At 71.1% G+C, this 26547-nt stretch carries 23 protein-coding genes; 10 read left to right on the forward strand and 13 right to left on the reverse strand.

The features are described 5' to 3' along the window. Nucleotides 1-92: 92 nt before the first annotated feature. Together OG990_RS33905 and OG990_RS33910 are read right to left on the reverse strand one after the other, a co-directional pair. Nucleotides 93-716, reverse strand: coding sequence for a DUF4190 domain-containing protein (locus OG990_RS33905; RefSeq protein ID WP_328420265.1), 624 nt, complete (start codon nt 714-716; stop codon nt 93-95). A gap of 49 nt (nt 717-765) precedes the next feature. Then, complete coding sequence (locus OG990_RS33910; protein WP_406078315.1) at nt 766-1062, reverse strand: CD225/dispanin family protein; 297 nt, start codon at nt 1060-1062, stop codon at nt 766-768. Nucleotides 1063-1239: 177 nt separating this feature from the next. On the opposite strand from OG990_RS33910, the gene purN reads away from it, so the two are divergent. Both purN and purH read left to right on the forward strand, forming a co-directional pair. Continuing rightward, nucleotides 1240-1860, forward strand: a complete 621-nt coding sequence (gene purN / locus OG990_RS33915; protein WP_406078316.1) for a phosphoribosylglycinamide formyltransferase — start codon at nt 1240-1242, stop codon at nt 1858-1860. Then, nucleotides 1857-3428 (forward strand): bifunctional phosphoribosylaminoimidazolecarboxamide formyltransferase/IMP cyclohydrolase, encoded by a 1572-nt coding sequence (gene purH, locus OG990_RS33920; protein ID WP_406078317.1) that lies wholly within the window; start codon nt 1857-1859, stop codon nt 3426-3428. Before purN ends, purH begins: the two co-directional genes overlap by 4 nt. Before the next feature lie 108 nt (nt 3429-3536). Here purH and OG990_RS33925 read toward each other — a convergent pair whose 3' ends face one another. The 5 genes from OG990_RS33925 to OG990_RS33945 form a co-directional block, all read right to left on the reverse strand. Beyond that, entirely contained in the window at nt 3537-4574 is a 1038-nt protein-coding gene (locus tag OG990_RS33925) for a dipeptide ABC transporter ATP-binding protein (RefSeq protein ID WP_328420257.1), read from the reverse strand. Next, nucleotides 4558-5595, reverse strand: a complete 1038-nt coding sequence (locus OG990_RS33930) for an ABC transporter ATP-binding protein (RefSeq protein ID WP_355608061.1) — start codon at nt 5593-5595, stop codon at nt 4558-4560. Before OG990_RS33930 ends, OG990_RS33925 begins: the two co-directional genes overlap by 17 nt. A gap of 7 nt (nt 5596-5602) precedes the next feature. Then, entirely contained in the window at nt 5603-6559 is a 957-nt protein-coding gene (locus OG990_RS33935; protein ID WP_386987591.1) for an ABC transporter permease, read from the reverse strand. After that, nucleotides 6552-7490, reverse strand: a complete 939-nt coding sequence (locus OG990_RS33940; protein WP_328420251.1) for an ABC transporter permease — start codon at nt 7488-7490, stop codon at nt 6552-6554. The genes OG990_RS33935 and OG990_RS33940 overlap by 8 nt, the downstream gene beginning before the upstream one ends. 201 nt (nt 7491-7691) lie before the next feature. Beyond that, entirely contained in the window at nt 7692-9296 is a 1605-nt protein-coding gene (locus tag OG990_RS33945; RefSeq protein WP_406078318.1) for an ABC transporter substrate-binding protein, read from the reverse strand. A 447-nt stretch (nt 9297-9743) separates the two neighbouring features. On the opposite strand from OG990_RS33945, the gene OG990_RS33950 reads away from it, so the two are divergent. After that, complete coding sequence (locus tag OG990_RS33950; protein ID WP_406078319.1) at nt 9744-10604, forward strand: bifunctional methylenetetrahydrofolate dehydrogenase/methenyltetrahydrofolate cyclohydrolase; 861 nt, start codon at nt 9744-9746, stop codon at nt 10602-10604. A 175-nt stretch (nt 10605-10779) separates the two neighbouring features. After that, entirely contained in the window at nt 10780-11730 is a 951-nt protein-coding gene (locus OG990_RS33955) for a malate dehydrogenase (protein WP_328420245.1), read from the forward strand. 165 nt (nt 11731-11895) lie between these two features. On the opposite strand, the gene OG990_RS33960 is transcribed toward OG990_RS33955, so the two are convergent. Further along, nucleotides 11896-12693 carry an MBL fold metallo-hydrolase gene (locus OG990_RS33960; RefSeq protein WP_406078320.1) on the reverse strand — a complete coding sequence of 266 codons (798 nt, stop codon included), beginning with the start codon at nt 12691-12693 and terminating at the stop codon, nt 11896-11898. 138 nt (nt 12694-12831) lie between these two features. On the opposite strand from OG990_RS33960, the gene OG990_RS33965 reads away from it, so the two are divergent. Further along, the gene (locus OG990_RS33965; protein ID WP_328420242.1) at nt 12832-14046 is read left to right on the forward strand and encodes an NADP-dependent isocitrate dehydrogenase; all 1215 of its coding nucleotides are present in this window, start codon (nt 12832-12834) and stop codon (nt 14044-14046) included. Nucleotides 14047-14316: 270 nt separating this feature from the next. On the opposite strand, the gene galT is transcribed toward OG990_RS33965, so the two are convergent. The 4 genes from galT to OG990_RS33985 form a co-directional block, all read right to left on the reverse strand. Next, nucleotides 14317-15393, reverse strand: a complete 1077-nt coding sequence (galT, locus tag OG990_RS33970) for a galactose-1-phosphate uridylyltransferase (RefSeq protein ID WP_406078321.1) — start codon at nt 15391-15393, stop codon at nt 14317-14319. Then, the gene (locus OG990_RS33975; RefSeq protein WP_355608041.1) at nt 15390-16214 is read right to left on the reverse strand and encodes a DeoR/GlpR family DNA-binding transcription regulator; all 825 of its coding nucleotides are present in this window, start codon (nt 16212-16214) and stop codon (nt 15390-15392) included. The genes galT and OG990_RS33975 overlap by 4 nt, the downstream gene beginning before the upstream one ends. 113 nt (nt 16215-16327) lie before the next feature. Further along, entirely contained in the window at nt 16328-17857 is a 1530-nt protein-coding gene (gene cysC, locus OG990_RS33980) for an adenylyl-sulfate kinase (protein WP_355608038.1), read from the reverse strand. Between the two features lie 88 nt (nt 17858-17945). After that, nucleotides 17946-19460, reverse strand: a complete 1515-nt coding sequence (locus tag OG990_RS33985; RefSeq protein ID WP_328426095.1) for a glycosyltransferase — start codon at nt 19458-19460, stop codon at nt 17946-17948. Between the two features lie 232 nt (nt 19461-19692). On the opposite strand from OG990_RS33985, the gene OG990_RS33990 reads away from it, so the two are divergent. The 5 genes from OG990_RS33990 (at nt 19693) to OG990_RS34010 (ending at nt 23869) form a co-directional block, all read left to right on the forward strand. Then, nucleotides 19693-20607 carry an ABC transporter ATP-binding protein gene (locus OG990_RS33990; protein WP_328420234.1) on the forward strand — a complete coding sequence of 305 codons (915 nt, stop codon included), beginning with the start codon at nt 19693-19695 and terminating at the stop codon, nt 20605-20607. Further along, nucleotides 20600-21505 carry an ABC transporter permease subunit gene (locus OG990_RS33995; protein ID WP_328420232.1) on the forward strand — a complete coding sequence of 302 codons (906 nt, stop codon included), beginning with the start codon at nt 20600-20602 and terminating at the stop codon, nt 21503-21505. Before OG990_RS33990 ends, OG990_RS33995 begins: the two co-directional genes overlap by 8 nt. After that, complete coding sequence (locus OG990_RS34000) at nt 21505-22416, forward strand: ABC transporter ATP-binding protein (RefSeq protein ID WP_406078322.1); 912 nt, start codon at nt 21505-21507, stop codon at nt 22414-22416. The genes OG990_RS33995 and OG990_RS34000 overlap by 1 nt, the downstream gene beginning before the upstream one ends. A 4-nt stretch (nt 22417-22420) precedes the next feature. After that, complete coding sequence (locus tag OG990_RS34005) at nt 22421-23131, forward strand: ABC transporter permease subunit (protein ID WP_328420228.1); 711 nt, start codon at nt 22421-22423, stop codon at nt 23129-23131. Between the two features lie 93 nt (nt 23132-23224). Continuing rightward, the gene (locus OG990_RS34010; RefSeq protein WP_406078324.1) at nt 23225-23869 is read left to right on the forward strand and encodes a hypothetical protein; all 645 of its coding nucleotides are present in this window, start codon (nt 23225-23227) and stop codon (nt 23867-23869) included. Nucleotides 23870-23884: 15 nt separating this feature from the next. Here OG990_RS34010 and valS read toward each other — a convergent pair whose 3' ends face one another. Beyond that, the gene (valS, locus tag OG990_RS34015) at nt 23885-26500 is read right to left on the reverse strand and encodes a valine--tRNA ligase (RefSeq protein ID WP_406078325.1); all 2616 of its coding nucleotides are present in this window, start codon (nt 26498-26500) and stop codon (nt 23885-23887) included. Nucleotides 26501-26547 lie beyond the last annotated feature (47 nt).

A 26547-nucleotide genomic window follows, 5' to 3' on the forward strand; every position in this document is an offset into this window, starting at 1 on the left:
CCGGCCGGCCGCCCGGCGCGGGCGGTGGCCATGGCGGAGACGGCGCGGGGCGCCCCGGACGAATCCGGAGCGCCCCGTCAGGACCGGACCGCTCAGGGCTCGGTCGGCAGGTTGACGTTCGCCACGATGCTCAAGATGATCAGCAGGATGCCCAACCCGGCACCGACCGCACCGCAGATCAGGCCGGCCTTGGCCTGCCCGCCGTTGTTGGCCTGGCCCTGGGCGACCTTCTGCTGGGCCAGGTAACCGGTCACCACGCCCGCGATGCCGACCGGGATGCCCAGGTAGAGGCAGCAGATCAGCGGGATCGACGCGATGCCGAGGATCATCGACACCAGGCCGAGGGTGTTGTTCTGCCCCTGCTGCTGCGGGTAGCCGGCGTTCGGGTACGTCGGTGCACCGTAGGGCGGCGGCTGCTGCTGGCCGTACGGGTCCTGGTACGGCGGCTGCTGGCCGTACGGCTGCCCCGAGGTGGGCTGCTGGCCGTAGGGCTGCCCGGGGGTGGGCTGCTGGCCGTAGGGCTGCTGGCCGTACGGGTTCTGCGGTGCGCCGTACGGGTCCTGCGGCTGCTGGCCGTACGGCTGGCCGGAGGTGGGCTGCTGACCGTACGGGGCGGCCGGCGGCGGAGCGTACGGGTCGTGCGGCGGTTGGGGGGCGGTCGGGTCCTGATTGGGCTGCTGGCCGTACGGGTCCTGACCGGGGTTACCGGGCTGCATTCGAGAAGCTCCTTGGGCTGGGTTTGTCAGTAGCTGCTGTTGTTCCTACTCATGAGCTGCTGCTGCCGCCACTCATGAGCGCGCCCAGACCGCCCAACGCACAGCACACCAGGAAGATGGCATACCACGTGATGCCGGCGATCAGGGCCCACTTCGACCACTTCCGTGACTCCGCGGCAGCGGCCTGGGCTCCGGCGTAGTCGCCCTGCTGGAGAAGCGGGTTGACCTTGGACGCGTTGATGATCGCCGGAATGGCCAGCGGCCAGAAGAGGAAGATGGCGACGATCGACATTGTCATGTTGTTGTTGATTGGCGGCTGCTGCTGGGGGTGGTAACCGGGCTGCATGGGGGTGCTCCTCATTCAGACGACGCGGCTGGCGTGCCGGATCACTGACGGGGTGCGGCCGGCACGGTGTTCAGCCCGAGCGACCGGCAGCGTACCGAATCGATGCCCGCGGGACTGTCAACGATCAGCGCGCCGCCCAGCCGATGGGCGTCCTGACCTGCCCGATAGGGTTGCCTGGTGACCGAGCCCGCGTCCGTCGCCCGCATCGTCGTCCTCGTTTCCGGCTCCGGGAGCAACCTGCAGGCGCTGCTGGACGCCGCCGTCGACCCCGCGTACGGCGCGCAGGTTGTCGCGGTCGGCGCGGACCGCGACGGAATCGCGGGCCTGGACCGGGCCGCAGCCGCCGGGGTTCCGACGTTCGTCGAGCGGGTCCGCGACCACGAGACCCGGGAGGACTGGGACCGGGCGCTCACCGCGCACGTCGCGAAGCACCAACCCGACCTGGTCATCTCCGCCGGGTTTCTCAAGCTGGTCGGCCCGCACTTCCTCGCCGCCTTCGGCGACCGCTACCTGAACACCCACAACACCCTGCTGCCGGCGTTCCCCGGCATCCACGGCCCGCGCGATGCCCTCGCCTACGGCGTGAAGCTCACCGGGGCCACGCTGTTCTTCGTCGACGCCGGTATGGACACCGGGCCGATCGTGGCGCAGGTCGCGGTGCCGGTGCTGGACTCCGACGACGTGGAGACGCTCACCGAGCGCATCAAGGAAGCCGAGCGGCGCCAGCTCGTCGAGCAGGTCGGCCGCCTGGTCCGCGAAGGCTGGACCATCACCGGAAGGAAGGTCACGGTTCCGTGAGTTCCACTCAGGACGGGCGCCGCCCGATCAGGCGGGCGCTGGTCAGCGTCTACGACAAGACCGGGCTGGTCGAGCTGGCCCAGGCCCTGCACGTGGCCGGCGTGGAGATCGTGTCCACCGGCAGCACGGCGGCCACCATCGCCGCCGCCGGGGTGCCGGTGACGCCGGTGGAGACGGTGACCGGCTTCCCCGAGGTGCTCGACGGCCGGGTGAAGACCCTGCACCCGAAGGTGCACGCCGGTCTCCTCGCCGACCTGCGCAAGGACACGCACGTCGCGCAGCTCGACGAGCTGGGAGTGGCCGCGTTCGACCTGCTGGTCTCCAACCTCTACCCGTTCCAGGCAACGGTCGCCTCCGGCGCCGGCGTCGACGAGTGCGTCGAGCAGATCGACATCGGCGGCCCGGCCATGGTGCGGGCCGCCGCCAAGAACCACGCCTCGGTCGCCGTGCTCACCGACCCGGCCGGGTACCCGGCGTTGCGCGCCGCGCTCGGCGAGGGCGGGTTCACCCTGGCCCAGCGCCGCGCACTGGCCGCCCGGGCGTTCGCCGACATCGCCGAGTACGACGTGGCGGTCGCCCAGTGGTGCGCTCAGGAGCTGGCCCCGGCCGACGACTGGTGGCCGGCGTTCGCCGGGCTGGCGCTGCGCAAGTCCGCGGTGCTGCGCTACGGGGAGAACCCGCACCAGCCGGCCGCGCTCTACACCGACCCGGACGCACCGGCGGGGCTGGCCCAGGCCGAGCAGTTGCACGGCAAGGAGATGTCCTACAACAACTACGTCGACGCGGACGCCGCCTGGCGGGCGGCGAACGACTTCGCCGACCAGCCGGCCGTGGCGATCATCAAGCACGCCAACCCGTGCGGTATCGCGGTGGGCGCGGACGTGGCCGAGGCGCACCGCAAGGCGCACGCCTGCGACCCGGTGTCGGCGTACGGCGGGGTGATCGCGGTCAACCGGCCGGTCTCGGTCGAGCTGGCCCGGCAGGTGGCCGACATCTTCACCGAGGTGGTGGTCGCCCCGGGCTTCGACGAGGGTGCGGTCGAGGTGTTGCAGGGCAAGAAGAACATCCGGCTGCTGCGCGCGCCGGCCTGGAGCCCGGCGAAGGTCGAGTGGCGGCCGGTGACAGGTGGCGTGCTGTCCCAGGTCGCCGATCGGGTGGATGCCCCCGGCGACGATCCGGCGAGCTGGCGGCTGGCGACCGGCGAGGCGGCGGACGAGGAGTTGCTGCGCGACCTCGCGTTCGCCTGGCGGGCGGTCCGCGCGGTGAAGAGCAACGCGATCCTGCTCGCCAAGGGCGGCGCCACTGTCGGGGTCGGCATGGGGCAGGTCAACAGGGTCGACTCGGCGCTCCTGGCGGTCAGCCGCGCGGGCGCCGACCGGGCCCGGGAATCGGTCGCCGCGTCGGACGCGTTCTTCCCGTTCGCTGACGGCCCGAAGATACTCATCGAGGCCGGTGTCCGCGCCATCGTGCAGCCCGGCGGTTCGATCCGCGACGAAGAGGTCATCGCCGCCGCCAAGGAAGCCAACGTCACGATGTACCTGACCGGCACCCGCCACTTCTTCCACTAACCCCGGCCTACCCCCGCGTCGATCATGGAATTGTGGTGCCTCGTGAAAGCCGCGATAGGCCACAACACGGCCACCACGACTCCATGATCGACGGCGCGGGGAACGGGGTCAGGTGGTGGGGATCGGTGGGCGGAGTTCGGCGAAGTGGCAGGCGGAGGGGTGCGCGTCGGCGGCGCGGGGCACCAACTGCGGGTCCTCGGTGGCGCAGATGTCCTGCGCCTTCCAGCAGCGCGTCCGGAAGTGGCAGCCCGACGGCGGGTCGGCCGGGCTGGGCACGTCACCGACGAGTCGGATCATGTTGCGCTGCTCGCGGGCCTCCGGGTCCGGCACCGGCACCGCGGAGAGCAGCGCCTGGGTGTACGGGTGGGTCGCCCGCTCGTAGATCTCGTCCTCGGTGCCGATCTCGACGATCCTGCCGAGGTACATCACGGCGACCCGGTCGGAGATGTGCCGCACCACGGACAGGTCGTGGGCGATGAAGATGTACGAGAGCCCGAACTCGTCCTGAAGTTGCTCCAGCAGGTTGATCACCTGGGCCTGGATGGACACGTCCAGCGCCGAGACGGGCTCGTCGCAGACGATGATCTCCGGCCGCAGGGCGAGCGCGCGGGCGATGCCGATGCGCTGGCGCTGACCGCCGGAGAACTGGTGCGGGTACCGGTTGATGTGCTCCGGGTTGAGCCCGACCACGTCCAGCAGCTCCTGAACCCGCCGCTCCCGACTGCCCTTCGGCGCCGCGTCGCGGTGGATCTCGAACGGTTCGCCGATGATGTCGCCGACAGTCATCCGCGGGTTCAGCGAGGTGTACGGGTCCTGCATGACCATCTGCATGTTTCGGCGCAGCCGGCGCAGCTCTGACCCGGAGGACTTGAAGAGGTCCTTGCCCTCCAGGGTGGCCCGGCCGGAGGTGGGCGTCTCCAGCCGCATCAGCAGCCGGGCGAGGGTGGACTTGCCGCATCCGGACTCGCCGACGATGCCGAGCGTCTCGCCCCGGCGCAGCTCGAAGCTCACGCCGTCGACGGCCTTGACCGCGCCGACCTGCCGCTGGAACAGCACACCCTGACTGATCGGGAAGTGCTTCACCAGGTTGTCGACGGAGAGGATGGTCTCGCCCCGGACCTTGGTGGAGCTAGCGGGCGCTGTCATCAAGGACCTCCTGCGCGAAGTGGCAAGCGCTGGTCCGGCCGTCGCCGAGGACCAGATCGTGCGGCACCGCGTCCACGCAGACCTGCTGGACGTACGGGCACCGGGGGTGGAACGGGCATCCGGAGGGGATCCGCATGAGGTTCGGCGGCAGCCCCTTGATCGTCGACAGTTCCTGACCGCGGACGTCCATGCGCGGGATCGATTCCAGCAAACCCTTGGTGTACGGGTGGGCCGGCGCCCGGTACAGCGAGCGGACGTCGGCGTGCTCGACGATCCGGCCGGCGTACATGACCGCGATCCGGTCCGCGACGCCGGCGACCACGCCCAGGTCGTGGGTGATCAGGACCATCGCCATGTTGAGGTCCCGGCGCAGGTCAGCCAGCAGGTCCATGATCTGGGCCTGCACGGTGACGTCGAGCGCCGTGGTGGGCTCGTCGGCGATCAACACCTTCGGGTCCAGCGCCAGCGCCATGGCGATCATGACGCGTTGCCGCATGCCCCCGGAGAACTGGTGCGGGTAGTCGCCGATCCGCTTCGCGGCGCCCGGGATCTTGACCAGGTCCATCAGCTCGATGGCCCGGCGGCGGGCGTCGCCCCGGGACATGCCGGCGCGTTGGCGCAGCGTCTCGCCGATCTGCCAACCGACCGGGAAGACCGGGTTCAGCGCGGAGAGCGCGTCCTGGAAGATCATCGCGATCTCCTTGCCGCGGACCTGCCGGCGCTGCTCCTCGGAGCGGGTGAGCAGATCCTGACCCCGGTAGAGGATCTGGCCGGAGCGGATGAACGCGGGCGGGGTGTCCAGGATGCCCATGATCGCCTGGGCGGTGACCGACTTGCCGGAGCCCGATTCGCCGAGCACGGCCAACGTCTCCCCGGCGTCCAGGTGGTACGACACACCGTTGATCACCCGGGCCACGCCCTCGTTGGTACGGAACTCGACGTGCAGGTCCCGCAGCTCCAACAGGTGGCCACCCTCGGGGGTGGCGGAGGCGGGGGTGGGTTGGACGGTGGAGTGGGTCATGAGGTTCTCACCGCAGCTTCGGGTCGAAGGCGTCACGGATCGCGTCGCCGAGCATGATGAACGCCAGCACGGTCAGCGCGAGGAAGGCCGACGGGACGATCAGCGGCGTGGCCGCCTCGCGCATGTGGATGCGGCCGGTGTCGATGTCCTGGCCCCACGAGATGGTCGGTGCCTTCAGGCCGATGCCCAGGAAGGAGAGCGTCGCCTCGGCGGCGATGAACGAGCCGAGCGCGATGGTCAGCACGACGATGGCCGGGGCCAGCGAGTTCGGCAGGATGTGCCGCCACATGATCCGACCGTTGCCGGCGCCGAGCATCCGGGCCGCCGCCACGTAGTCCTGCTCCTTGGCGGTGATCACCGAGGAGCGCACCACCCGGGCCGCCGTGGTCCAGCCGAGGATGGCCAGCACGAAGATCACCGCGGCGATCCGGGCGGTCTCGCTGTCGCTGGCGACTCGCTTGAGCAGCACGATCGCGGCCAGCAGCAGCGGGATGCCGAGCACCACGTCGATCACCCGGGAGAGCACCGCGTCGACCCAGCGGCCGAAGTAGCCGGCCAGCATGCCGACCACCAGCGCGATCACCCCGGTGCCGAGCGCGGCGAGCGCGCCGACCAGCAGCGAGGCCCGGGTGCCGTAGACCGCCCGGGAGTACGTGTCGCAGCCCTGGAAGTCGTACCCGAAGATGGCTCCGCCGGACGGCCCGGCGTGCTGCCGGGAGAGCAGGCAGTCCCTCGGGTCGTTGGCGGTGAACACGCCGGGGGCCAGGGCCATCAGCGTGAGGATGACGACCAGCGTCAGCGAGATCCAGAAGATCGGGTTGCGGCGTAGGTCGCGCCAGGCGTCCCCGGCCAGGCTGCGCGGTTTGTTCGGCGCGCCGATCTGGCCCGGTGTGCCGGGCTCGCCCGAGGGCCCACGGCGAGCGGCCTGGTTCTCGGTGGCCGCCACAGTTTCGAAGTCACTCATAGCGGATCCTCGGATCGAGTACGGCGTACAGGACGTCCACCACCAGGTTCGAGACCAGGTAGACCACGACCAGCACGCTGACGATGCCCACCACCAGGGGGCCGTCCTCGGTGCGGATGCCGCGGAAGAGGTTGAAGCCCACGCCGGGGATGTTGAAGACGCCCTCGGTGATGATCGCGCCGCTCATCAGGTTGCCCAGTTCCACACCGAGGAAGGTGATCACCGGGATGAGCGAGTTGCGCAGCACGTGCACGGTGACGATGCGGCGCTTGACCAGGCCCTTGGACCGAGCGGTCCGTACGTAGTCGGCGCGCAGGTTCTCCGCCACCGAGGTACGGGTCAGCCGCAGCGCGGTGGCCAGCGACAGTGAGCCGAGCACGATGCCGGGCAGCAGCAGCGCGTAGAAGGTCGGCTCCGAGCCGGCGGTGGGTGGGAAGAGCTGCCACTTGACGCCCAGGAAGTACTGCGCCAGCGGCGCCAGCACGATGGTGGGGATGCCCAGCACCAGCAGGGTCAGCACGAGCGTCGAGTTGTCGAAGATGCTGGCCCGGCGGATGCCGGCGACGACGCCGGCGGTGACCCCGACGATGATCGCCACGGCGAGCGCGATGAGCGCGAGTTTCAGGGTGACCGGCCAGGCCGCCTGCAGGATGTCGCCGATCTGGCGGCCGGTCAGTGACTGGCCGAGGTCCCCCTGGAGCAGGCTCTTGACGTAGTCGAAGTAGCGGTAGAAGAAGCCGCCGACACCGGTGGCGTCCAGGTGGTACTTCTCAGTGAGGTAGGCCCGCTGAGCCTCCGTCACCGGTCGTTCGCCCGCGAGGGCCTGGATCGGGTCGCCCTGGCCGGCGAACATCAGCGCGTAGACGATCAGGGTGGTCCCGAAGAACGCCAGGACCATCTGCAGTAGGCGCCGCACGATGTAGCGGAACATGCTTAGCAGTCTCTCCGGAAATGTGCGGAAGGGTCGCAGGACGGCATCTCTGGTCGTACCCGAAATATCTGATACGTCTGCCGTCCGGCCCGGGGGAGGCCGGCGCCACCGGTGCCGGGGTCCGCGACTGCGTCCCGGCGGGGGTAACGCGGTCCGGGCCACCCGGGCGTCTTCGCCCGGGTGGCCCGCACCATGGTCAGCTCAGCTGGCCGCTTCGATCTTCACGAGGTTGACCCGCTGGAACAGGTCCATCTCGACGTTCTTGACCTTGGACGAGTGGCCGTACACGTTCTCGCCGAAGCGGAGCGGGATCACCGGCATGTCCTTGGCCAGGATGTCCTCCGCCTGCTGGTACTTGGCGATCGCCTCGTCCTGCGTCTTGGCGGCGGAACCCTCCTTGACCAGCTTGTCGAACTCCGGGTTGCTGTAGCCGTAGTAGTTCGACGAGCCGTTGGTGCTGTACAGCGGGCCGAGGTAGTCCTCCATGCTCGGGTAGTCCATGACCCAACCCAAGCGGAACATACCCACCGGCTGCTTCTTCTCGACCTTGGTCAGCAGGTCGGCGAACTTCGGCTCGGCCGAGCCGACAACCTCGACGCCCAGGTTGGCCTTCAGCTGGTTGGCCGTGGCGTCGACCCAGTCCTTGTGACCGCCGTCGCCGTTGTAGGAGATGACGATCTTCGACGGGCCGCCGGCGGCCTGGTAGAGCTTCTTGGCCTCGGTCGGGTTGAACTCCGCCGCCGAGCCCGCGGTGTTCTCCCGGTAGCCCGGCAGCACCGGCGAGACGAACGAGCGGGCCGGCTCCTGTGAACCCTTGAAGACCGACTTGGTGATCTCGTCCCGGTCGATGGCCATCGAGATGGCCTTACGCACGTCCGGGTTGCTGAAGTCCTTGTCGAACGTCGGGAACGCCAGGAACTGGAACGACGACATCGGGCTGACCTGGTACCGGTCGCCCAGGTCGGTCGGGGCGTTGCTCAGGCTCTCGGTCGGGATCGTGGGCAGCACGTCCAGGTTGTCGCCCAGGACGTCCGCGTAGGCCGCGGAGAGCTGCTGGTAGACCCGGAACTCGACGCCCTTGACCTTGGGCTTCTCACCCGGGTACGCGTCGTACCGCTCGACGTCGATCTTGGAGTCGTGCTGCCAGGTGCCCTTCATCTTGAACGGGCCCTGACCGATCGGCGCCTGCTCGTACGAGTCCTTGAGCACGCCCGGAGCGGAGAACGCGGCGTCCGGCAGCGGGTAGAACGCGTTGTAGCCGAGCATCGTCTTGAAGTCGATGTACGGCTCGGACAGCGTCACGGTGAAGGTGAGGTCGTCGACCTTCTTCAGCCCGGACATCGTCTGTGCCTTCGGCTTCTCGCCCTGGAGGTCCGCGTAGCCGGCGATCTTCTCGAAGAAGTAGCTGCCGCCCTGGCCGTTGGGCGCGTACGCGCCGTAGTTCCAGGCGTTGACGTAGTCCTCGGCCGTGACCTTCTCACCGTTGTGGAAGGTGAAGCCGTCCTTGAGCTTGATCGTCCAGACCTTGTTGTCCGACGACGTCACCGACTCGGCCGCGACCTCGTACGGCTTGTTCTGCGCGTCGTAGTCCACGAGCGGGCTGAACAGGCCGGCGAGCACCTGCGAGCCCGAGGTCTCGGTGGTGTTCGTCGGAACCAGGTGCTGCGGCTCGCCGATCTGGATGCTGACGGCCGCGTTGGGGTCGCTGCCACCGGATCCACCATCTCCGCCGCTGCCGCAGGCCGCGAGGCCCAGCGTCACCGCGAGCGGGAGGGCGGTCCAGGCAGCGAGTCTACGAACTCGCATTGAGCCTCCTCATCTCCTCACGCTGCGCAGTCAGGCCCGACGCTGGGTTACGCTGCGCAACAAGCCGTAACGGTAGGTCGGCCGTCGGCCTTCGACAACGACCCGGTTGCGGGTCGATAACGGTCCGGGGGTCCCTCCCTTGCCGGCTGGCGACGGAGCTGCTAGCGAAAATCCGATTCAGGGGCTCTGGCGAGCGAATTCTTCGGTCGGTTCGGGCACTCCTCGCGGTGCCACGGCCGGACTCGCCGGCTCTCGACCGAACGTGCGGTCCCTGCCCCACTCGGCCGACCTGCCCGATTCGGCGGTGACCTGATCCACAAATCGTCACTGAGAGTGACGATCAACACGTCACGTATCGTTACCGTGAAGAGAGTCGAACTGGGCGCTCGGCAGCCGCCCGACCGAGGTCGTCCGAACGGCGGGCGGCGGCCGTGAGACGATCGGATCGTGACGGCGACGCTTCTGGACGGCAAGGCAACCGCGGCGGAGATCAAGGACGAGCTGCGGATACGGGTGAAGGCGCTCGCGGAACGCGGCATCACCCCCGGGCTGGGCACCGTCCTGGTCGGGGCGGACCCGGGCAGCCAGGCGTACGTCAACGGCAAGCACCGGGACTGCGCCGAGGTGGGCATCGCCTCGATCCGCCGGGAGTTGCCGGCGGACGCCACCCAGCAGCAGGTCGACGACGTGTTGGCCGAGCTGAACGCCGACCCGGCGTGCCACGGCTACATCGTCCAGCTGCCGCTGCCCGCCCACCTGGACACCCAGCGGGTGCTGGAACTGATCGACCCGGACAAGGACGCCGACGGCCTGCACCCGGTCAACCTGGGCCGGCTCGTCCTCGGCTACGACGGCCCGCTGCCATGCACCCCGCGCGGCATCGTGGAGCTGCTCCGCCGGCACGACGTGGCGCTGCGCGGTGCCACCGTCGCGGTGGTCGGCCGAGGCAACACCGTCGGCCGCCCGCTCGGCCTGCTGCTCACCCGGCGCAGCGAGAACGCCACCGTGACCTTGTGCCACACCGGCACCCTCGACCTCGCCTCGCACACCCGGGCCGCCGACATCGTCATCGTCGCGGCCGGCGTACCGGGCCTGCTCACCGCCGACATGATCAACCCTGGCGCGGTGGTCGTCGACGTCGGCATCACCCGGGTGATCGGCTCGGACGGCAAGGGCCGCTACACCGGCGACGTGGACCCGGAGGTGGCCGAGACGGCCGGCGCGCTGGTCCCGATGCCCGGCGGCGTCGGCCCGATGACCCGGGCCATGTTGCTCAGCAACGTCGTCGAGCGGGCCGAGCGCGGCTGACCGCCGCCCCGCATGCCGCCCAGGCCTCGGGCGGTCGCGCGGCAGGTCGGCCTGGTGAATCGGGCGGCCGTGACGTTCACCCCATCCCGGCGATGGCCGCCGCCCCTGGCCCGATCGGTGCCACGATGACTGATACGGTCCGGAAAACCGACTGGTATCAGGGAGTGGGACGACCATGGGTAAGAAGGTCACTGTCGTCGGGGCTGGCTTCTACGGCTCCACCACCGCACAGCGCCTGGCCGAGTACGACGTCTTCGACACAGTCGTGATCACCGACATCGTGGAGGGCAAGCCCGCGGGTCTCGCGCTCGACCTCAACCAGTCGCGGGCCATCGAGGGCTTCGAGACCAAGGTGGTGGGCGTGACCACCGGCCCGAACGGCGAGGGCTACGAGGCCATCGAGGGCTCCGACGTCGTCGTGATCACCGCTGGCCTGCCGCGCAAGCCGGGCATGAGCCGGATGGACCTGCTGGAGACCAACGCCAAGATCGTGCGGCAGGTGTCCGAGAACGTGGCCAAGTACGCCCCGAACGCCGTCGTCATCGTGGTCTCCAACCCGCTGGACGAGATGACCGCGCTGGCCCAGCTGGCCACCCAGTTCCCGAAGAACCGGGTGCTCGGCCAGGCCGGGATGCTGGACAGCGCCCGGTTCACCAACTTCGTCGCCGAGGCGCTGAACGCGCCGGTCGCGTCGGTGAAGACGCTCACCCTGGGCTCGCACGGCGACACCATGGTGCCGGTGCCCTCGAAGAGCACGGTCAACGGCAAGCCGCTGCGTGACGCGATGCCGGCGGCGCAGATCGAGGAGCTGGTCGTCAAGACCCGCAACGGTGGCGCCGAGGTGGTCGCGCTGCTCAAGACCGGTTCGGCGTACTACGCCCCGTCCGCCGCCGCGGCCCGGATGGCCAAGGCCGTCGCCGAGGACTCCGGCGACGTCATGCCGGTCTGCGCGTGGGTCGACGGCGAGTACGGCATCGCCGGTGTCTACCTGGGCGTCGAGGCCGAGATCGGCCGCGAGGGCGTCCGCCGGGTCGTCGAGACCGACCTGGACGCCGACGAGCGCGCCAGCCTCCTGGCTGCCGCCGAGGCCGTCCGCGCCAAGCAGGGCGACGTCGCCAGCATGTGACCCACCGACCACACCCGAAGGGCCCGCCGGCACCCGCCGACGGGCCCTTCCCCGTACCCCCCCGGGACCTCCACCCGTGTTGATCAAGAGGTTTGCGTCACCGGGAACGCGATTCCTGACGCAAACCTCTTGATCAACAGGGCGAAGGGTGGGGGTGGGGTGGGGTTAGGCGGGGGTGAAGGGGGTGCCTAGGTGGGGGGTGGCCAGGAGGGTGGGGGAGAGGGTGCGCAGGAGGGTGGTGCGGGAGACGCGGGCGGCGTCCGGGTCCTCCTCGTGGGCGTAGGCCAGGTCGGGGTCTACCAGTTGCACGGCGTGCACCAGCAGGTCGCCGGTGACCAGCAGGCGTTCCCCGGACGTCTCCAGCAGTACCGACTGGTGGCCGGGGGTGTGCCCGGGGGTGGGTAGCAGGCGTACCGCAGGGGTGAGCTTGGTCTCGCCGTCGACCACCCGGAGCTGACCGCTGGCGCGCAACGGCGCGATCAAGCCGGCCGGCAGCCCCGGATTCAGCGTCGCCGCCGCGTCCAGTTCGGCGCGCTGCAGCAGGTAGCTCGCGTTCGGGAAGTACGGCCGAGCCGGCGTGCCGGTGACCGCCCAGCCGATGTGGTCGGTGTGCAGGTGGGTGAGCACGACCGTGTCGACGTCAGCCGGGTCGATGCCGGCGGCGGCGAGTTCGGCGGGCAGCCGGCCGGGCACCGGCGCCCAGCTCGCGGCGGGCGCGTCGGCCGGGCCGATCCCGGCGTCCACCAGGGTGACCGGCCCGTCGCCGGCGCGGATCGCGAAGCTGCGGAACTGCAGCCACCACTGCCCGTCGGCGGTCACCGAGCCGGGGTCGCGCCGGTCGGCCTCCTGCCAGTGTGCCGCCGTGGCGTGCGGAAACGCCTCCGTCCGAGGCTGGAAGAAGGCACCCTCCCCGTCGGTGAGGGCGGTGACCGTGATAGACCCGAGGGTGCGGCTCAGTGGCATCGGGCGATGATGCCAGGCAATCTCTGCGCCGTGCAGCCCGGTTTCCGCCGGCCGGTCGAGGCCGGCTGGGGGCCGCCGGCTCGTTTCCAGTACGCTCGTACTGCTTGAGCACGTGTCCCCCGAGAGGAGCGCCGGCCGATGGCGAAGATCAAGGTAAACAACCCGGTCGTGGAGCTCGACGGCGACGAGATGACCCGGATCATCTGGAAGCAGATCCGGGAGCAGCTGATCCTGCCCTACCTCGACGTCGACCTGCACTACTACGACCTGTCGATCCAGCACCGCGACGAGACCGACGACCAGGTCACCGTTGACGCCGCCAACGCCATCAAGGAGCACGGCGTCGGCGTCAAGTGCGCGACCATCACCCCGGACGAGGCCCGGGTGGAGGAGTTCGGCCTGAAGAAGATGTGGCGGTCGCCCAACGGCACCATCCGCAACATCCTCGGCGGTGTCGTCTTCCGCGAGCCGATCATCATGTCCAACGTGCCGCGGCTGGTCCCCGGCTGGACCAAGCCGATCATCATCGGCCGGCACGCCCACGGTGACCAGTACAAGGCCACCGACTTCGTTGTCCCCGGCCCGGGCACGGTGACCATCACCTACACCCCGGCCGACGGCGGCGCGCCGATGGAGATGGAGGTCGCCAACTTCCCCGGCGGCGGCATCGCCATGGGCATGTACAACTACGACGAGTCGATCCGGGACTTCGCCCGGGCCTCGTTCCGGTACGGCCTGGACCGCAACTACCCGGTCTACCTGTCCACCAAGAACACCATCCTCAAGGCGTACGACGGCCGGTTCAAGGACATCTTCGCCGAGGTGTTCGAGAACGAGTTCAAGGCCGAGTTCGCGGCCGCTGGCATCACCTACGAGCACCGGCTCATCGACGACATGGTCGCCGCCGCGCTCAAGTGGGAGGGCGGCTACGTCTGGGCCTGCAAGAACTACGACGGTGACGTGCAGTCCGACACCGTCGCGCAGGGCTTCGGCTCGCTGGGTCTGATGACCTCGGTCCTGCTCTCCCCGGACGGCCGCACCGTCGAGGCCGAGGCCGCGCACGGCACGGTCACCCGGCACTACCGGCAGTGGCAGAAGGGCGAGAAGACCTCGACCAACCCGATCGCGTCGATCTACGCCTGGACCCGGGGCCTGGCCCACCGGGGCAAGCTGGACAACACGCCGGCGGTCACCGAGTTCGCCAACACCCTGGAGCAGGTCATCGTCGACACCGTCGAGGGCGGCCAGATGACCAAGGACCTCTCGCTGCTCATCTCGCGGGACGCCCCGTGGCTGACCACCGACGAGTTCATGAACGCGCTCGACGAGAACCTGGCGCGCAAGCTCGCCTGATCCAGGCGTACCGCATCATCGGAGCCCGTCGGCACCCGCCGGCGGGCTCCGGCGTGTCCGGGGTCGACACGCCGTCGGCGTCACTGCGGCCGGCGCGCCTCGTTGACCAGAGTGGACGAGATGCCAGTCGCGTCCAGGAAGGTTGACCGCGGTCGACCGCGGCATGCGTGCCGATCAGCCAGCCTTCCCGGCTGTGTCGAGCACAGCCAGCCGTCCCTTCCCTGCGGGGGGCCCTGTCCCGGGCCCCCCGCGCCCTGTCTCCCGCCCGTCTCAGGCGGCGCGCAGGAGGTCGGCGGCGCGCTCGGGGGAGATGTCGTTGATGAAGACACCCATCCCGGACTCGGAGCCCGCCAAATACTTCAGCTTGTCCTTGGCCCGCCGGATGCTGAACAGCTGCAGGTGCAGGTGGCCCAGCTCGCGGTCGATCCGCACCGGCGCCTGGTGCCACGCCGAGATGTAGGGCATCGGCATGTCGAACAGGCCGTCGAAGCGGCGCAGCAGGTCCAGGTAGAGCGGCCCGAAGGCGTCCCGCTCGCTGTCGCTGAGCGCCGGGATGTCCGGCACCACGCGGTGCGGCGCCACGTGCACCTCGAACGGCCAGCGGGCCGCCGCTGGGACGAACGCCGTCCAGTGCTCGTTCTCGGCCACCACCCGGTCGCCGGCGGTGCGCTCGGCGGCCAGCACGTCCGCGTAGAGGTTGCCCCCGCCGTTCCGCTCGGCGTGCCGGCGTGCCGCGGCCAGCAGTGCCCGGGTGCGCGGCGTCACGAAGGGGTACGCGTAGATCTGCCCGTGCGGGTGATGCAGCGTGACGCCGATCTCGACGCCCCGGTTCTCGAAGCAGAACACCTGCTCCACGCCGGGCAGGGCACCGAGCACCTCGGTCCGGTCGGCGAGCGCGTCCAGCACGGTTCGGACCCGGCGCGGGGGGAGGCTGGCGAAGGAGGCGTTGTGGTCGGAGGTGAAGCAGACCACCTCGCACCGGCCGAGGCCCGGCCGGACTGGCGTGAACGGCGTGATCTCCCCAGGCTCGTCAGCCACCCGGCCGCTCAACGACGGAAACCGGTTCTCGAACACCACCACGTCGTAGTCGGGGGCCGGGATCTCGGTCAGCCGGTCACCCAGCGACGGGTCGAGTGGGCACTCGTTCGCCGGCGGAAGGAATGTGCGGGTCTGTCGGTGCACGGCGACCGCCACCCACTCGTCGGTCAGCGGGTCGTAGCGCAGCTGGGACGCGGGGGGCGGCGGCGGCAGGTCCCGGCGATCCGGCTGGTCGCGGACGGCGTCGTCGCGCTCGTCGAAGTAGATCAGCTCCCGGCCGTCGGCCAGGTCGATCGCGGTGCGCTTCACGGCGCCGTCCCCTCACTTGTCGGCGTGCCCGTCGCGCGGCCCGCCCCTGTCGCCTTCACCATGATCAATTCACCCACCTGCTCGCCGAGTACCCGGCGCGCGGGCGGAGGCAACCGGTCGTCGCTGACCAGTACGTGTGCTGCGGCCAGCTCGACGATCGAGGAGATGCCGACCGTGCCCCACTTGGTGTGGTCGGCGAGCACCACCAGCCGGTCCGCCGCCGCCACCAGCGCCCGGTCGGTTTCCGCCTCCATCAGGTTGGGGGTGGTGAAGCCGGCCCGCTCGGTGATGCCGTGCACGCCGAGGAAGAGCAGATCCAGGTGCAGCCTCCGGACGGCGCTGACCGCGAGCGGGCCGACCAGCGCGTCCGACGGTGTGCGTACGCCACCGGTGAGCACCACCGTCTGATCCGGTCGACCGCCGGCGTGCAGGATCTCGGCCACCGGCAGCGAGTTGGTCACCACGGTCAGGCCGGGCACGTCCACCAGCCTCCGGGCCAGCTCCGCGGTGGTGGTGCCCGCCGAGAGCGCGACCGCCGCGCCCGGCCGGACCAACTGCGCCGCCCGATCCGCGATGGCGGCCTTCTCCGGCAGTTGTCGGACCGACTTGGCGTGGAAGCCCGGCTCGTCGGTGGAGCTCGGGCCGGCCGCCGTGGCACCGCCGTGCACCTTGGCCAGCAGACCACGCTCGTGCAGCGACTCCAGGTCGCGCCGGATGGTCATGTCGGAGACGCCGAACTCGGCGGCCAGCTCGGTCACCCGGACGCCGCCGGTCGACCGGACCCGCTCCAGGATGGCCGCCTGCCGCTGCTGAGCGAGCATCCGCCGTGCCTCCCCGGGGTCCACGTACTCTCACGCGGTCGAACGTGTTCCAACAAAGATGAACACTAGCGCGTAGCCGGCAGCGGTGGAAGGAACGGGGGTACGGCGACGCCTCAGACGGACGGGATCTTCAGCTCCACCCAGCCGGTCTCGGTCAGGTGGTGCAGCACGGCCTGCACCGCTTCCGGCACGCTCAGGTCGGTGGTGTCCAGCACCAGGTCGGCGTCGGTCGGCACCTCGTACGGGTCGTCGATCCCGGTCATGCCGGTGAGCAGCCCGGCGCGGGCACGCGCGTACAGGCCCTTGCGGTCCCGCTGCTCGCACACCTCCAGCGGGGTGGCGACGTGCACCAGCACGAAGCCCGCCCCGGCGGCCAGGGCCATCTCCCGAGCCGTGGCGCGGGCCGCCGCGTACGGCGCGATCGGGCAGCAGATGCCCACCCCGCGATGCCGGGCGATCTCCGCCGACACCCAGCCGATCCGCCGTACGTTGAGATCCCGGTCGGCCTTGCTGAAGCCCAGCCCGGCGGAGAGCTCCCGGCGCACCACGTCCCCGTCGAGCAGGGTCACCGTGCGGTCGCCGCTCTCCCGCAACGCGTCCGCCAGCCCTCGGGCGATGGTCGACTTGCCGGAGCCGGAGAGACCGGTCAGGAAGACCACCAGGCCTCGGTGCCGGCGCGGCGGCCGGGCCCGCGCCAGCTCCTTCGCCACGGCCGGCGGCGTGTGCCACTCCGGCAGCGGGAAGCCCCGGTCCAGCAGGTCGTCGATCTCGTCCTGGGTCAGCGCGAGACGGCGGTTGCGCTGCGGGATGTCCTCCCGCCAGCGCCACTGCCCGTCCCGGTTGTCGTACGCCAGCTCGCGCGGCACCAGCACCCGCAGCCCGGCTCCGGAGAGCATCTCCCCAGTGGAGAGCAGGTGGGTGACCCCGTACGCGGCGGAGACCCGGGCGCGCAGCAGCGCGTCGCTGATCTCGTCCCGCCGGTGCGACAGCGGCACCGCCACCAGGGTGGCCGGCGGCATCCGGTCCCGGGCGGCGAAGATGCTGCGCACCAGCGCCTCCGGCGGGAACCCACCGGCGCCACCCTCGCCGACCGGGATCATCACCAGCAGGTGCGCGGCCAGGGTGCGGGCGGCGTGGGCGATCTGGGCGAGCTGGGGCCGGTGCAGTGGCCGGTCGGCGATCACCCCGAGCACCCGGCCCGGTGGCAGCAGCGCCCGGACCTCCTCCGGGCTGCGGCGTAGCCGCTGGAACGGGCCGTGGCCACCGTCACCCAGCCGCCGGACCCGGCCGCCCACCCCGGCCACGCCCTCGCGTACCGGCCAGACGTCCGCCACGTCCAGGGCGGCCGCCGGCGCACCCTCGCCGTCGGTCAGCAGCAACGCCCGGCGGGCCGGGTCGCGCGGATCGAAGCTCTCGGCCAGTGCGGCCGGCACCTGGAGGGTCACCGCGACCTGCCACGGCGTGCCGTCGGCCAGCCGACTGCGCCGGCTGACCGAAACCAGGTCGGCGCGGGTCATGAAGCCAGTCAAGGGGGCGTACGCGCCGGTCAGCAGCAGTTCCAGATCCGCGAGCTCACCGGGACGCGGCGTGTACGCCGGCGCGTCCCGGAGCACCTCGTCGGGCAGCACCCAGCCGTTGCTCATCCACACCCCCCACTCGCTGACCGGCACACAGTTTCGCAGCCGACCGCCGATCGGTCGAGGGCGCCACTCCACGACCAGGGCGGGCGGATCAGCGGCGGATCCGGCGGCCCACCGCCGACCGCAGCCGGTTCCAGGGCTTTCGCTGGTCGCGGATCCGGGGTCGCGAGCCGTCGGCCCGGCAGATGAACACCAGCGGCAGGTGCGCGTCCTCGGTCCAGCCGGCGTTGGTGATCCGTGCCTTGAGGAGCCAGCTACCCCGGGTCCGGCCGCCGTTGAGGGCGCCGAAGTCGATCGTGGTGGTGGCCCGGTGGACCAGGTGGGTGGTGTCCGCGTCGGTCGGGCTGGCGACCCGTTCGGTTCGGAACTGCACCGGCAGGAAGATCTCGTCGCCGGTCTCCCTGCGGCGGGCGACCACGTCCAGCCGGGCCTTGCGGACCTGGGTGGTGGAGTCGAGCACCTCGGGGGCGACCTCGTCCACCGGCAGCACCAGCACGTCCCGCCCGTCGTCGGCGCGGAAGCCGATCGGCCGGTCCGCGGAGCGCAGTTCGGCGGCGACGGTCACCGTGACGGCGCGGTCGGCCCGCTTGTGTTCGTCAATCGTGCCGTGCGCCGCGATGCCCGCCTCCCAGGAGGCCAGCCGGCGCAGGTCGGCGAATCGGCCCCGCTCCGCCAGGAACGCCACGGCTCGTTGCAGCGGCGGCAGGCCCGCGGCCACGCCGGGAGCGAACCGGTCCTGGATGACCTTCTGGGTCTCCAGGGCGACCTGCTCCAGCCAGCTCTCGGGGGCGCTCAGCAGTCGCTTGCCGCGCAACCGGTTGAGCATCTCGTTGCGCAGCCACCGCCGGTGCAGCCGGTCCCGCAGCGGGCCCGGCTCGGTGTTGGCATCCACGATGTCCAGCGCGTCGCGCAGGTTGGCGAAGTAGCTCGACGGGTCCAGCAGGGCAGCGGTGACGTTGCGCGCGTCGCCCCGCTGGGCGTGGTGGTAGCACGTGTAGTCGGACAGCACGCAGGTGCGCCCAGACAGGAAGTAGGCCCGCACCACCACCAGGTGGTCCTCCAGCCGACGCTTGCCGCCCTCCGGGAACCGCACCCCGTGCTCGTTGAGGAACGACCGGCGGAACAGCTTGTGGCAGGTCAGGCTGTCGATCAGCGGCGAGTTCTCCAGGGTGGCGTCGAAGTTGTTCTTCCGGAACAACTCCCGCGGCACCGGCCGCCCGTGCCCGGCCATCTTCCCGACCACGATGTCCGCGTCGTACTTCTTCGCGCACTCGTAGAGCCGCTCCAGCGCCTGGTCGGCGAACCAGTCGTCGTCGTCGGCGAAGAAGACGTACTCGCCGCGGGCACGCTCGATGCCCAGGTTGCGCGGTCGCGACGGCCAGCCCGAGTTCTCGATGTGCAGCACCTGGATGTGCGGGTGCGCGGCGGCCAGCTCGTCCAACCGCTCGCCCGTGCCGTCGGTCGAGCCGTCGTCGACGACGATCACCTCGAACTCGTCGGCGGGCATCGACTGGCGCAGCAGCGAGGCGATCAGCTTCTCGATGTGACGACGGCAGTTGTACGCCGGCACCACGACACTCACCTTGGGGACGTCCACTCCGACCATCACGATCCCTCCCGTGTCGGCGGCCGAATACCCCCGGAACACCGCCAGGTGAACGGAGGGTGAATGGTGTCATCTTCAATGCGCGATTCCAGCGGCGGGGTCCGGTGGAGCGCGGGACCGGCGCAAACGTCGCCGGCCAGCGGACCTTAGGGGTCAACTGTTGCCAGGATCAGGGGAGCGCCCGGGGCGAGCCGGTGCCCGCTGTGGGCACCGACTCCCTACGCTGGGCAGCGTGACACTGATCGCGACCCAGTCGCTCACCAAGACGTACGGAGGTCGGGTCACCGCGCTCGCTGACCTCACCGTCGCCGTCGAGCCCGGGATCATCGGCCTGGTGGGCGCGAACGGCGCCGGCAAATCCACCCTGATCAAGATCCTGCTCGGCCTGATTGCTCCCACCACCGGTCAGGTGTCGGTGCTCGGCATCGACCCGACCACCGACCCGGCGGAGGTCCGGGCCCGGGTCGGCTACATGCCCGAGCACGACTGCCTCCCGCCGGACCTGTCCGCCGCTGAGCTGGTCACCCACCTCGGCCGGATGAGCGGCCTTCCGCGCACCGCGGCCCGGGAGCGGGCGTCGGAGGCGTTGCGGCACGTCGGGCTCTACGAGGAGCGTTACCGCCCGGTCGGCGGCTACTCCACCGGCATGAAGCAGCGGGTCAAGCTGGCCCAGGCGCTGGTGCACGACCCCGACCTGCTGCTGCTCGACGAGCCGACCAACGGCCTCGACCCGGCCGGCCGGGACGCCATGCTGGCGCTGGTGCACCGGATCGGCACCGAGTTCGGCATCTCCGTGCTGGTCTGCTCGCACCTGCTGGGCGAGGTGGAGCGGATCTGCGACACGCTGATCGCGATCGACGGCGGTCGGCTGCTGCGCGCCGACCACATCTCCGCGATGACCTCGGCCACCGACGTGCTCGCCGTGGAGGTCAGCGAGGGCACCGAGGAGTTGGCCGCCCGGCTTGCCGAGCTCAAACTGCCGGTGGCGCGCGACGGCCGGCTGCTGCTCGTACCGCTGGCCGACGACAGCACCTACGACCTGATCCTCGGCGCGGTCGCCGAGCTGGACCTGCCGCTGCATCGACTGGACCAGCGCCGGCACCGGGTGGCCGAACTCTTCGCCACGAGGGAGCTCACCCATGCCTGAGCCGTCTTCCGCCGCCGTGCGCTCCGCGCCGGGCGGCGTCATCCACGACATTGGCTACCAGCGCTACCGCGGCTCACGGCTGGGCCGCCGGCACGTCTTCGGCGCGCTCTACCTGCACGGGCTGCGCACCGCGTTCGGGTTCGGGCGTAGCGCCAAGGCCAAGATCTTCCCCTGGCTGGTGGTCGGCATCGTCACCCTGGTCGCGGTGGCGCTGGCCGCGGTACGCAGCCAGATCGGCGAGCCGGTCGCCACGTACGCCCAGTTCGCCGACTCGATGAGCTGGCTGGTCCTGTTCTTCGTGGCGGTGGCCGCACCGGAGCTGGTCTCCCGGGACCTGCGCAGCGGCGTGCTCCCGCTCTACTTCTCCCGGCCGCTGCCGCGCGGCGACTACGCGCTGGCCAAGCTGCTGGCGCTGGTCACCGCGCTCTGGCTGCTGCTCGGTGGGCCGCAGCTGGTGATGTTCCTGGGTGCCGCGTTCACCACCAAGGAGGGCATGCGAGGGGTCTGGAACGAGCTGCTCGACCTGCTGCCCGGGCTGCTCTACGCCGGGCTGTGGGCGGTGGTCTTCGCGTCGGTCGGGCTGCTGGTCGCGTCGCTGACCGGCAAGCGCGCCTTCGCCGCCGGCGGCGTGGTCGCGGTCTTCCTGATGACCACCCCGATCGTGGGCACGCTGAGCATCCTGCCGTCGCGGACGGCCAACGAGCTGGCCGGGCTGGCCTCGCCCTCCACCCTGGTGCAGGGCGTCGGCATCTGGTCACTGGGCGACCTGCTGGTGGAGGGCGATCAGGGCGGCCCGTCGATCGGCAGGTTCGGCCCGGTCTACGCCTTGGCCGCGGTGCTGCTGGTCGCTGGCGCGACCGCCCTCCTGCTGGCCCGCTACCGGAAGGTCGCCTCCTGATGAGCACGCTGAGCCTGGCCGGGGTGTCCCGGTGGTACGGCAATGTGGTCGCCGTCAACGACATCAGCATGACCCTCGGGCCGGGAGTGACCGGGCTGCTCGGCCCGAACGGCGCTGGCAAGACCACGCTGTTGCACATGATGGCCGGGTTCCTCTCCCCGTCGCGGGGCACGGTGACGCTCGACGACGAGCCGACCTGGCGCAACCCCGACGTCTACCGGCGGCTGGGGCTGGTCAGCGAGCGGGAGGCGGTGCAGGGCTACCTCAGCGCGTACGAGTTCGTGCTGGCCAGCGCGAAGCTGCACCGGCTGGCCGACCCGACGGCGGCGGCCCGACGGGCCATCGACCTGGTGGAGCTGGAGTCGGCGCAGGACCGGCGGATCGGCACCTACTCGAAGGGCATGCGGCAACGGGCCCGGGTGGCCGCCGCGCTGGTGCACGACCCGCAGGTGCTGCTGCTCGACGAGCCGTTCAACGGGATGGACCCGCGCCAGCGGCTGCACATGATGCAGCTGCTTCACACCCTGGGCGACGCCGGCCGGACCATCCTGTTCAGCTCGCACATCCTGGAGGAGGTCGAGCAGGTCTCCGGGACGGTCCAGGTGATGGTGGCCGGCCGCCTGGCGGCCTCCGGCGACTTCCGGACCATCCGCCGGTTGATGACCAACCGGCCGCACGTCTTCGCGGTGCGCTCCACCGACGACCGGGCGCTGGCCGTGGCGCTGATCGCCGAACCGTCGGTGAGCGGGGTCGAGCTGGACCGCACCGGCCTGACCGTGCGCGCCGGCGACTACGGCGCCTTCACCCGGGCGCTGCCCCGGATCGCGCTGAACCGGGGCATCCGGGTGCGCCAGCTGGTGCCGTCCGACGAGTCCCTGGAGAGCGTCTTCTCCTACCTGGTGGAGGCCTGAGAACATGTCGACCGTTACCTGGATCACCGCGCGCGGCCTGTTCGGCCGGCGCCGGTTCCTGCTGCTGCTCCCGCTGCCGTTGGTGCTGCTCGGGCTGGCCGTGCTCTGCCGCTCGCTGGGGGTGGACCCGGGCGAGTGGGGGCCGCCGGTGCTGGTCGGCCTCGGGCTGGCCGTGGTGCTGCCGGTGGTGGCGCTGATCATCGGCACCGGCGTGCTGGGCGCCGAGATCGACGACGGCACGGTGGTGCACATCCTGACCAAGCCGTTGCCGCGCTGGCAGATCGTGCTGCCCAAGCTCGCGGTGGCCGCCGGGGTCACCGCGGCCACCGTCGCGGTGCCGCTCTACATCGCGGGCGTGCTGGCCGCTTCGGTACGCCTCGGTCTGGCGCTGGCCGCCGCGGCGACGCTCGGCGCGCTGGCGTACACGGCGCTGTTCCTCGCGCTCAGCCTGGTGACCCGGCGGCCGGTGCTGCTCGGCCTGGTCTACGTGCTCATCTGGGAGGGGCTGCTGGGCAACTTCGTCAGCGGCACCAAGGTGCTCTCCATCCAGCAGTACGTGATCGCCCTCGCCGACCGGATCGCCCCCACCGGGCTGCTGGAGACCAGCGTGTCGGTGCCGGTGGCGGCGGTGATGACCGCGTTGGTCAGCGTCGGCTTCACCGTGCTGGCCATCGACCGCCTGCGCTCGTTCAGCGTGGCCGGCGAGACGAGCTGAGGCCGGTGCGAGTCGCTGTTCCGGCCAGCCACCCCCGGTCGGTAGGGCTGGCCGGATGTACCGGCAGGGGTGCCTCGGGCCAGGCTGGTGGGCGTGAACGTCGAAGCGGAGCGGACGTCGTTGGCTGAGCCGTACTCCCGAAGCAGCCGGCCGTGGCTGACCAGCCTGGCGGTCGCCGGGCTGGTCTGCGCCACGGTCGCGACGGCCGCCCAGGGCAGCGGACGGTTCCACTGGTGGGCCGGGTTCATCCTGATCCCGGGCGCGCTGATCGCCGCCAGCGGCGGGCCGCTGCTGGCCCGGGGCGGCGGCCGGGCCTTCGCCGGGTACGTCATCGCCTGCGTCGGCACGCTGGTGTTCGCGGTGGGCGCGCTGCTGATGTTCGGCGTGATGGGCCGGGGCTGGCCGGCGCTGGTGGTGCTGCCCTGCCTGGCGGTCGCCGGCACCTACCTGTGGCGGGCAGCCCACCCGCTGGCCCGCGGCCTGCACCGGGCGGTGGCCCTGCTCGCGCTCACCGGCGCGCTGGTCGGGCTGACCCTGCAACTGATCCGGGTGGATCTGATCGACCTGAGGACCGGCTGGTGGGGCGGGTTCATGATGCTGGCCGGGGCGATCGTGCTGGGCAACGCGGTCGAGTTGACCCGGCACCGGATGCAGTACCGGCTCCAGGCGATCACCCTGCTGGTCGGGCCGGCGGTGGTCGCGATCCTGGTCGGCCTGCGTTTCCTGCGCGGCTGGTGACCGCTTCCGCGCCGGTCAGAAGGCGCAGGCGATGACGAGTTCCGGGGTGCGGTCGGGGAGCAGGTCCAGCTTGCCGATCCGGCCGGCCGCGCGCAGGTCGTCGGCGACCAGGGTGAGCTGTTCCAGCAGCGCCGCCGGCCCGAGCGCCTCCGCCAGCGGCACCTCTGCCTTCATCGACAGCTTCCGCTCCGACTTCGCCCGCCGCACCTGGCTCAGCGCGTCGCCGGCCAGCCGTAGCAGCGCCGGGTCGCCCGTCCCCTCCGTCGTCCGGGCCACCTCGTGCGTGGTGGGCCACGGCGCCCGGTGCACCGAGCCGTACCGCCACCAGGACCAGACCTCCTCGGTGACGTACGGCAGCACCGGGGCGAACAGCCGCAACTGCACCGACAGTGCCGAGGCCAGCGCCGCCCGCGCCGAGTCGGCCCCCGCTCCGGTGCCGTACGCGCGCTCCTTGACCAGCTCGATGTAGTCGTCGCAGAACCGCCAGAAGAACGCCTCGGTGACCTGCAACGCCGCCGTGTGGTCGTACGAGTCGAAGGCGGCGCCCGCCGCGGTGACGACGGTGGCCAGTTCGGCGAGCATGGCCCGGTCCAGCGGGGCGGTCGCCGGGGTGCGCAGCGCGTCCGCCGCGCCCAGCCCGAGCGCGAACTTCGACGCGTTGAGCAGCTTGGTGGCCAGCCGCCGACCGACCTTGATCTGCGCCGGGTCGAAGGCCAGGTCCATGCCGGGCTTGCCACTGGCCGCCCAGTAGCGCACCGCGTCCGAGCCGTGCTGCTCCAGCAGCGCCAGTGGGGTGACCACGTTCCCCTTGGACTTGGCCATCTTCTTGCGGTCCGGGTCGAGGATCCAGCCGGAGAGCACGGTGTCCCGCCAGGGCAGCACGCCGTGCTCGAAGTGCGAACGGACCACGCTGTCGAAGAGCCAGGTCCGGATGATCTCCTGCCCCTGTGGGCGGAGGTCCATCGGGAAGACCTGGGCGAACAGGTCCGGGTCGGTCTCCCAACCGCCGACGATCTGCGGGGTCAGCGACGAGGTGGCCCAGGTGTCCAGCACGTCCGGGTCGCCGACGAAGCCGCCCGGCTGGCCGCGCTGCGACTCGTCGTAGCCGGGCGCCGGATCGCTGGATGGATCGACCGGCAGCGCGGACTCGTCCGGCGTGAGAGGGTGGGACCAGTCCGGCTCGCCAGCGTTGTCGAGCCGGTACCACACCGGCACCGGCACCCCGAAGAAACGCTGCCGACTGACCAGCCAGTCACCGGTCAGGCCGGCCACCCAGTTGTCGTAGCGGTGCTTCATGTGCGCGGGCACCCAGTGCAGCTGCTCGCCCCGGGCCAGCAACGTCGCCCGCAGCTCGGCATCCCGGCCGCCGTTGCGCAGGTACCACTGCCGGGTCGAGACGATCTCCAGCGGCCGGTCGCCGCGTTCGTAGAACTTGACCGGGTGGGTGATCGGGCGCGGCTCGCCGATCAGGTCACCCGCGTCGGCCAGCATCCCGACGATCGTCCGGCGGGCGCTGTTGACGGTCTGCCCGGCCAGTGCCGCGTACGGCTGCGCCGGCACCCCGGCCGGCGGCTCGGGAAGCAGCCGGCCGTCCCGGCCGATCACGACCCGGGTGGCCAGCCGCAGCTCACGCCACCAGGTCACGTCGGTCAGGTCGCCGAACGTGCAGACCATCGCGATGCCGGTGCCCTTGGCCGGGTCGGCGAGCGGGTGGGCGTGCACCGGCACCTCGACGTCGAACAGCGGGCTGCGCACCGTGCCGCCCACCAGGTCGGCGTACCGCTCGTCGTCGGGGTGGCAGACCAGTGCCACACAGGCCGGCAGCAGCTCGGGCCGGGTGGTGTCGATGAGCACCGCGCGCCCGGTCGGCCCGGTGAACCGCAGCCGGTGGTAGGCGCCGGGGCGCTCCCGGTCCTCCAACTCGGCCTGGGCGACCGCGGTGGCGAAGCCCACGTCCCACAGGGTCGGCGCCTCCGACTGGTACGCCTCGCCGCGGAGCAGGTTGCGCACGAACGCCCGCTGGCTGGTCGCCCGGGCGACCCGGCCGATCGTGGTGTACGTCAGGGACCAGTCCACCGAGAGCCCGAGCCGTCGCCAGAGCGCCTCGAAGACCTGCTCGTCGGCGACCGTCAGCCGCTCGCACAGCTCGATGAAGTTGCGTCGCGAGATCGGGGTGGGGTCACGGCGCGCCGCCTCGTCGACCGGCGTCGCCGGTGGCCGCCACACCGGGTCGTACGGCAGCGCCGGGTCGCAGCGCACCCCGTACACGTTCTGCACCCGGCGCTCGGTGGGCAGGCCGTTGTCGTCCCAGCCCATCGGGTAGAAGACGGCCTTGCCGCGCATCCGCTGGTACCGCGCCGTGGTGTCGGTGTGCGTGTACGAGAAGACGTGTCCCATGTGCAGCTCGCCCGATACGGTCGGCGGCGGGGTGTCGATCGAGTACACGTCCACCCTGCGACCACTCCGGCTCGGCGCGTCTGACGCCGCGTCGCGACCCGGAACAGTCGACCTGGAGCGGTCGAACGCGTACGTGCCCTCCTCCTGCCAGCGGCGCGCCCAGGTCTCCTCGAGCCCGTCCAAACTCGGACGCTCGGGCAGACCGGCGCGGGCCGTCCTCGCCGTATCGGTCATCCTGCGATCGTAGGCACCGCGCGGGTGCCGGGCCACGTAGTTGCGGC

The sequence above is a fragment of the Micromonospora sp. NBC_00858 genome (genome assembly GCF_045207365.1).
GTDB lineage: Bacteria > Actinomycetota > Actinomycetes > Mycobacteriales > Micromonosporaceae > Micromonospora.

Excerpts from the sequence above, each read along its gene's own strand:
- OG990_RS33905 (WP_328420265.1), bottom strand. The coding sequence starts at position 716 with ATGCAGCCCGGTAACCCCGGTCAGGACCCGTACGGCCAGCAGCCCAAT.
- OG990_RS33910 (WP_406078315.1), bottom strand. The coding sequence starts at position 1,062 with ATGCAGCCCGGTTACCACCCCCAGCAGCAGCCGCCAATCAACAACAAC.
- OG990_RS33925 (WP_328420257.1), bottom strand. The coding sequence starts at position 4,574 with ATGACAGCGCCCGCTAGCTCCACCAAGGTCCGGGGCGAGACCATCCTC.
- OG990_RS33930 (WP_355608061.1), bottom strand. The coding sequence starts at position 5,595 with ATGACCCACTCCACCGTCCAACCCACCCCCGCCTCCGCCACCCCCGAG.
- OG990_RS33935 (WP_386987591.1), bottom strand. The coding sequence starts at position 6,559 with ATGAGTGACTTCGAAACTGTGGCGGCCACCGAGAACCAGGCCGCTCGC.
- OG990_RS33940 (WP_328420251.1), bottom strand. The coding sequence starts at position 7,490 with ATGTTCCGCTACATCGTGCGGCGCCTACTGCAGATGGTCCTGGCGTTC.
- OG990_RS33945 (WP_406078318.1), bottom strand. The coding sequence starts at position 9,296 with ATGCGAGTTCGTAGACTCGCTGCCTGGACCGCCCTCCCGCTCGCGGTG.
- OG990_RS33955 (WP_328420245.1), top strand. The coding sequence starts at position 10,780 with ATGGGTAAGAAGGTCACTGTCGTCGGGGCTGGCTTCTACGGCTCCACC.
- OG990_RS33960 (WP_406078320.1), bottom strand. The coding sequence starts at position 12,693 with ATGCCACTGAGCCGCACCCTCGGGTCTATCACGGTCACCGCCCTCACC.
- OG990_RS33965 (WP_328420242.1), top strand. The coding sequence starts at position 12,832 with ATGGCGAAGATCAAGGTAAACAACCCGGTCGTGGAGCTCGACGGCGAC.
- OG990_RS33975 (WP_355608041.1), bottom strand. The coding sequence starts at position 16,214 with ATGCTCGCTCAGCAGCGGCAGGCGGCCATCCTGGAGCGGGTCCGGTCG.
- cysC (WP_355608038.1), bottom strand. The coding sequence starts at position 17,857 with ATGAGCAACGGCTGGGTGCTGCCCGACGAGGTGCTCCGGGACGCGCCG.
- OG990_RS33985 (WP_328426095.1), bottom strand. The coding sequence starts at position 19,460 with ATGGTCGGAGTGGACGTCCCCAAGGTGAGTGTCGTGGTGCCGGCGTAC.
- OG990_RS33995 (WP_328420232.1), top strand. The coding sequence starts at position 20,600 with ATGCCTGAGCCGTCTTCCGCCGCCGTGCGCTCCGCGCCGGGCGGCGTC.
- OG990_RS34000 (WP_406078322.1), top strand. The coding sequence starts at position 21,505 with ATGAGCACGCTGAGCCTGGCCGGGGTGTCCCGGTGGTACGGCAATGTG.
- OG990_RS34005 (WP_328420228.1), top strand. The coding sequence starts at position 22,421 with ATGTCGACCGTTACCTGGATCACCGCGCGCGGCCTGTTCGGCCGGCGC.
- valS (WP_406078325.1), bottom strand. The coding sequence starts at position 26,500 with ATGACCGATACGGCGAGGACGGCCCGCGCCGGTCTGCCCGAGCGTCCG.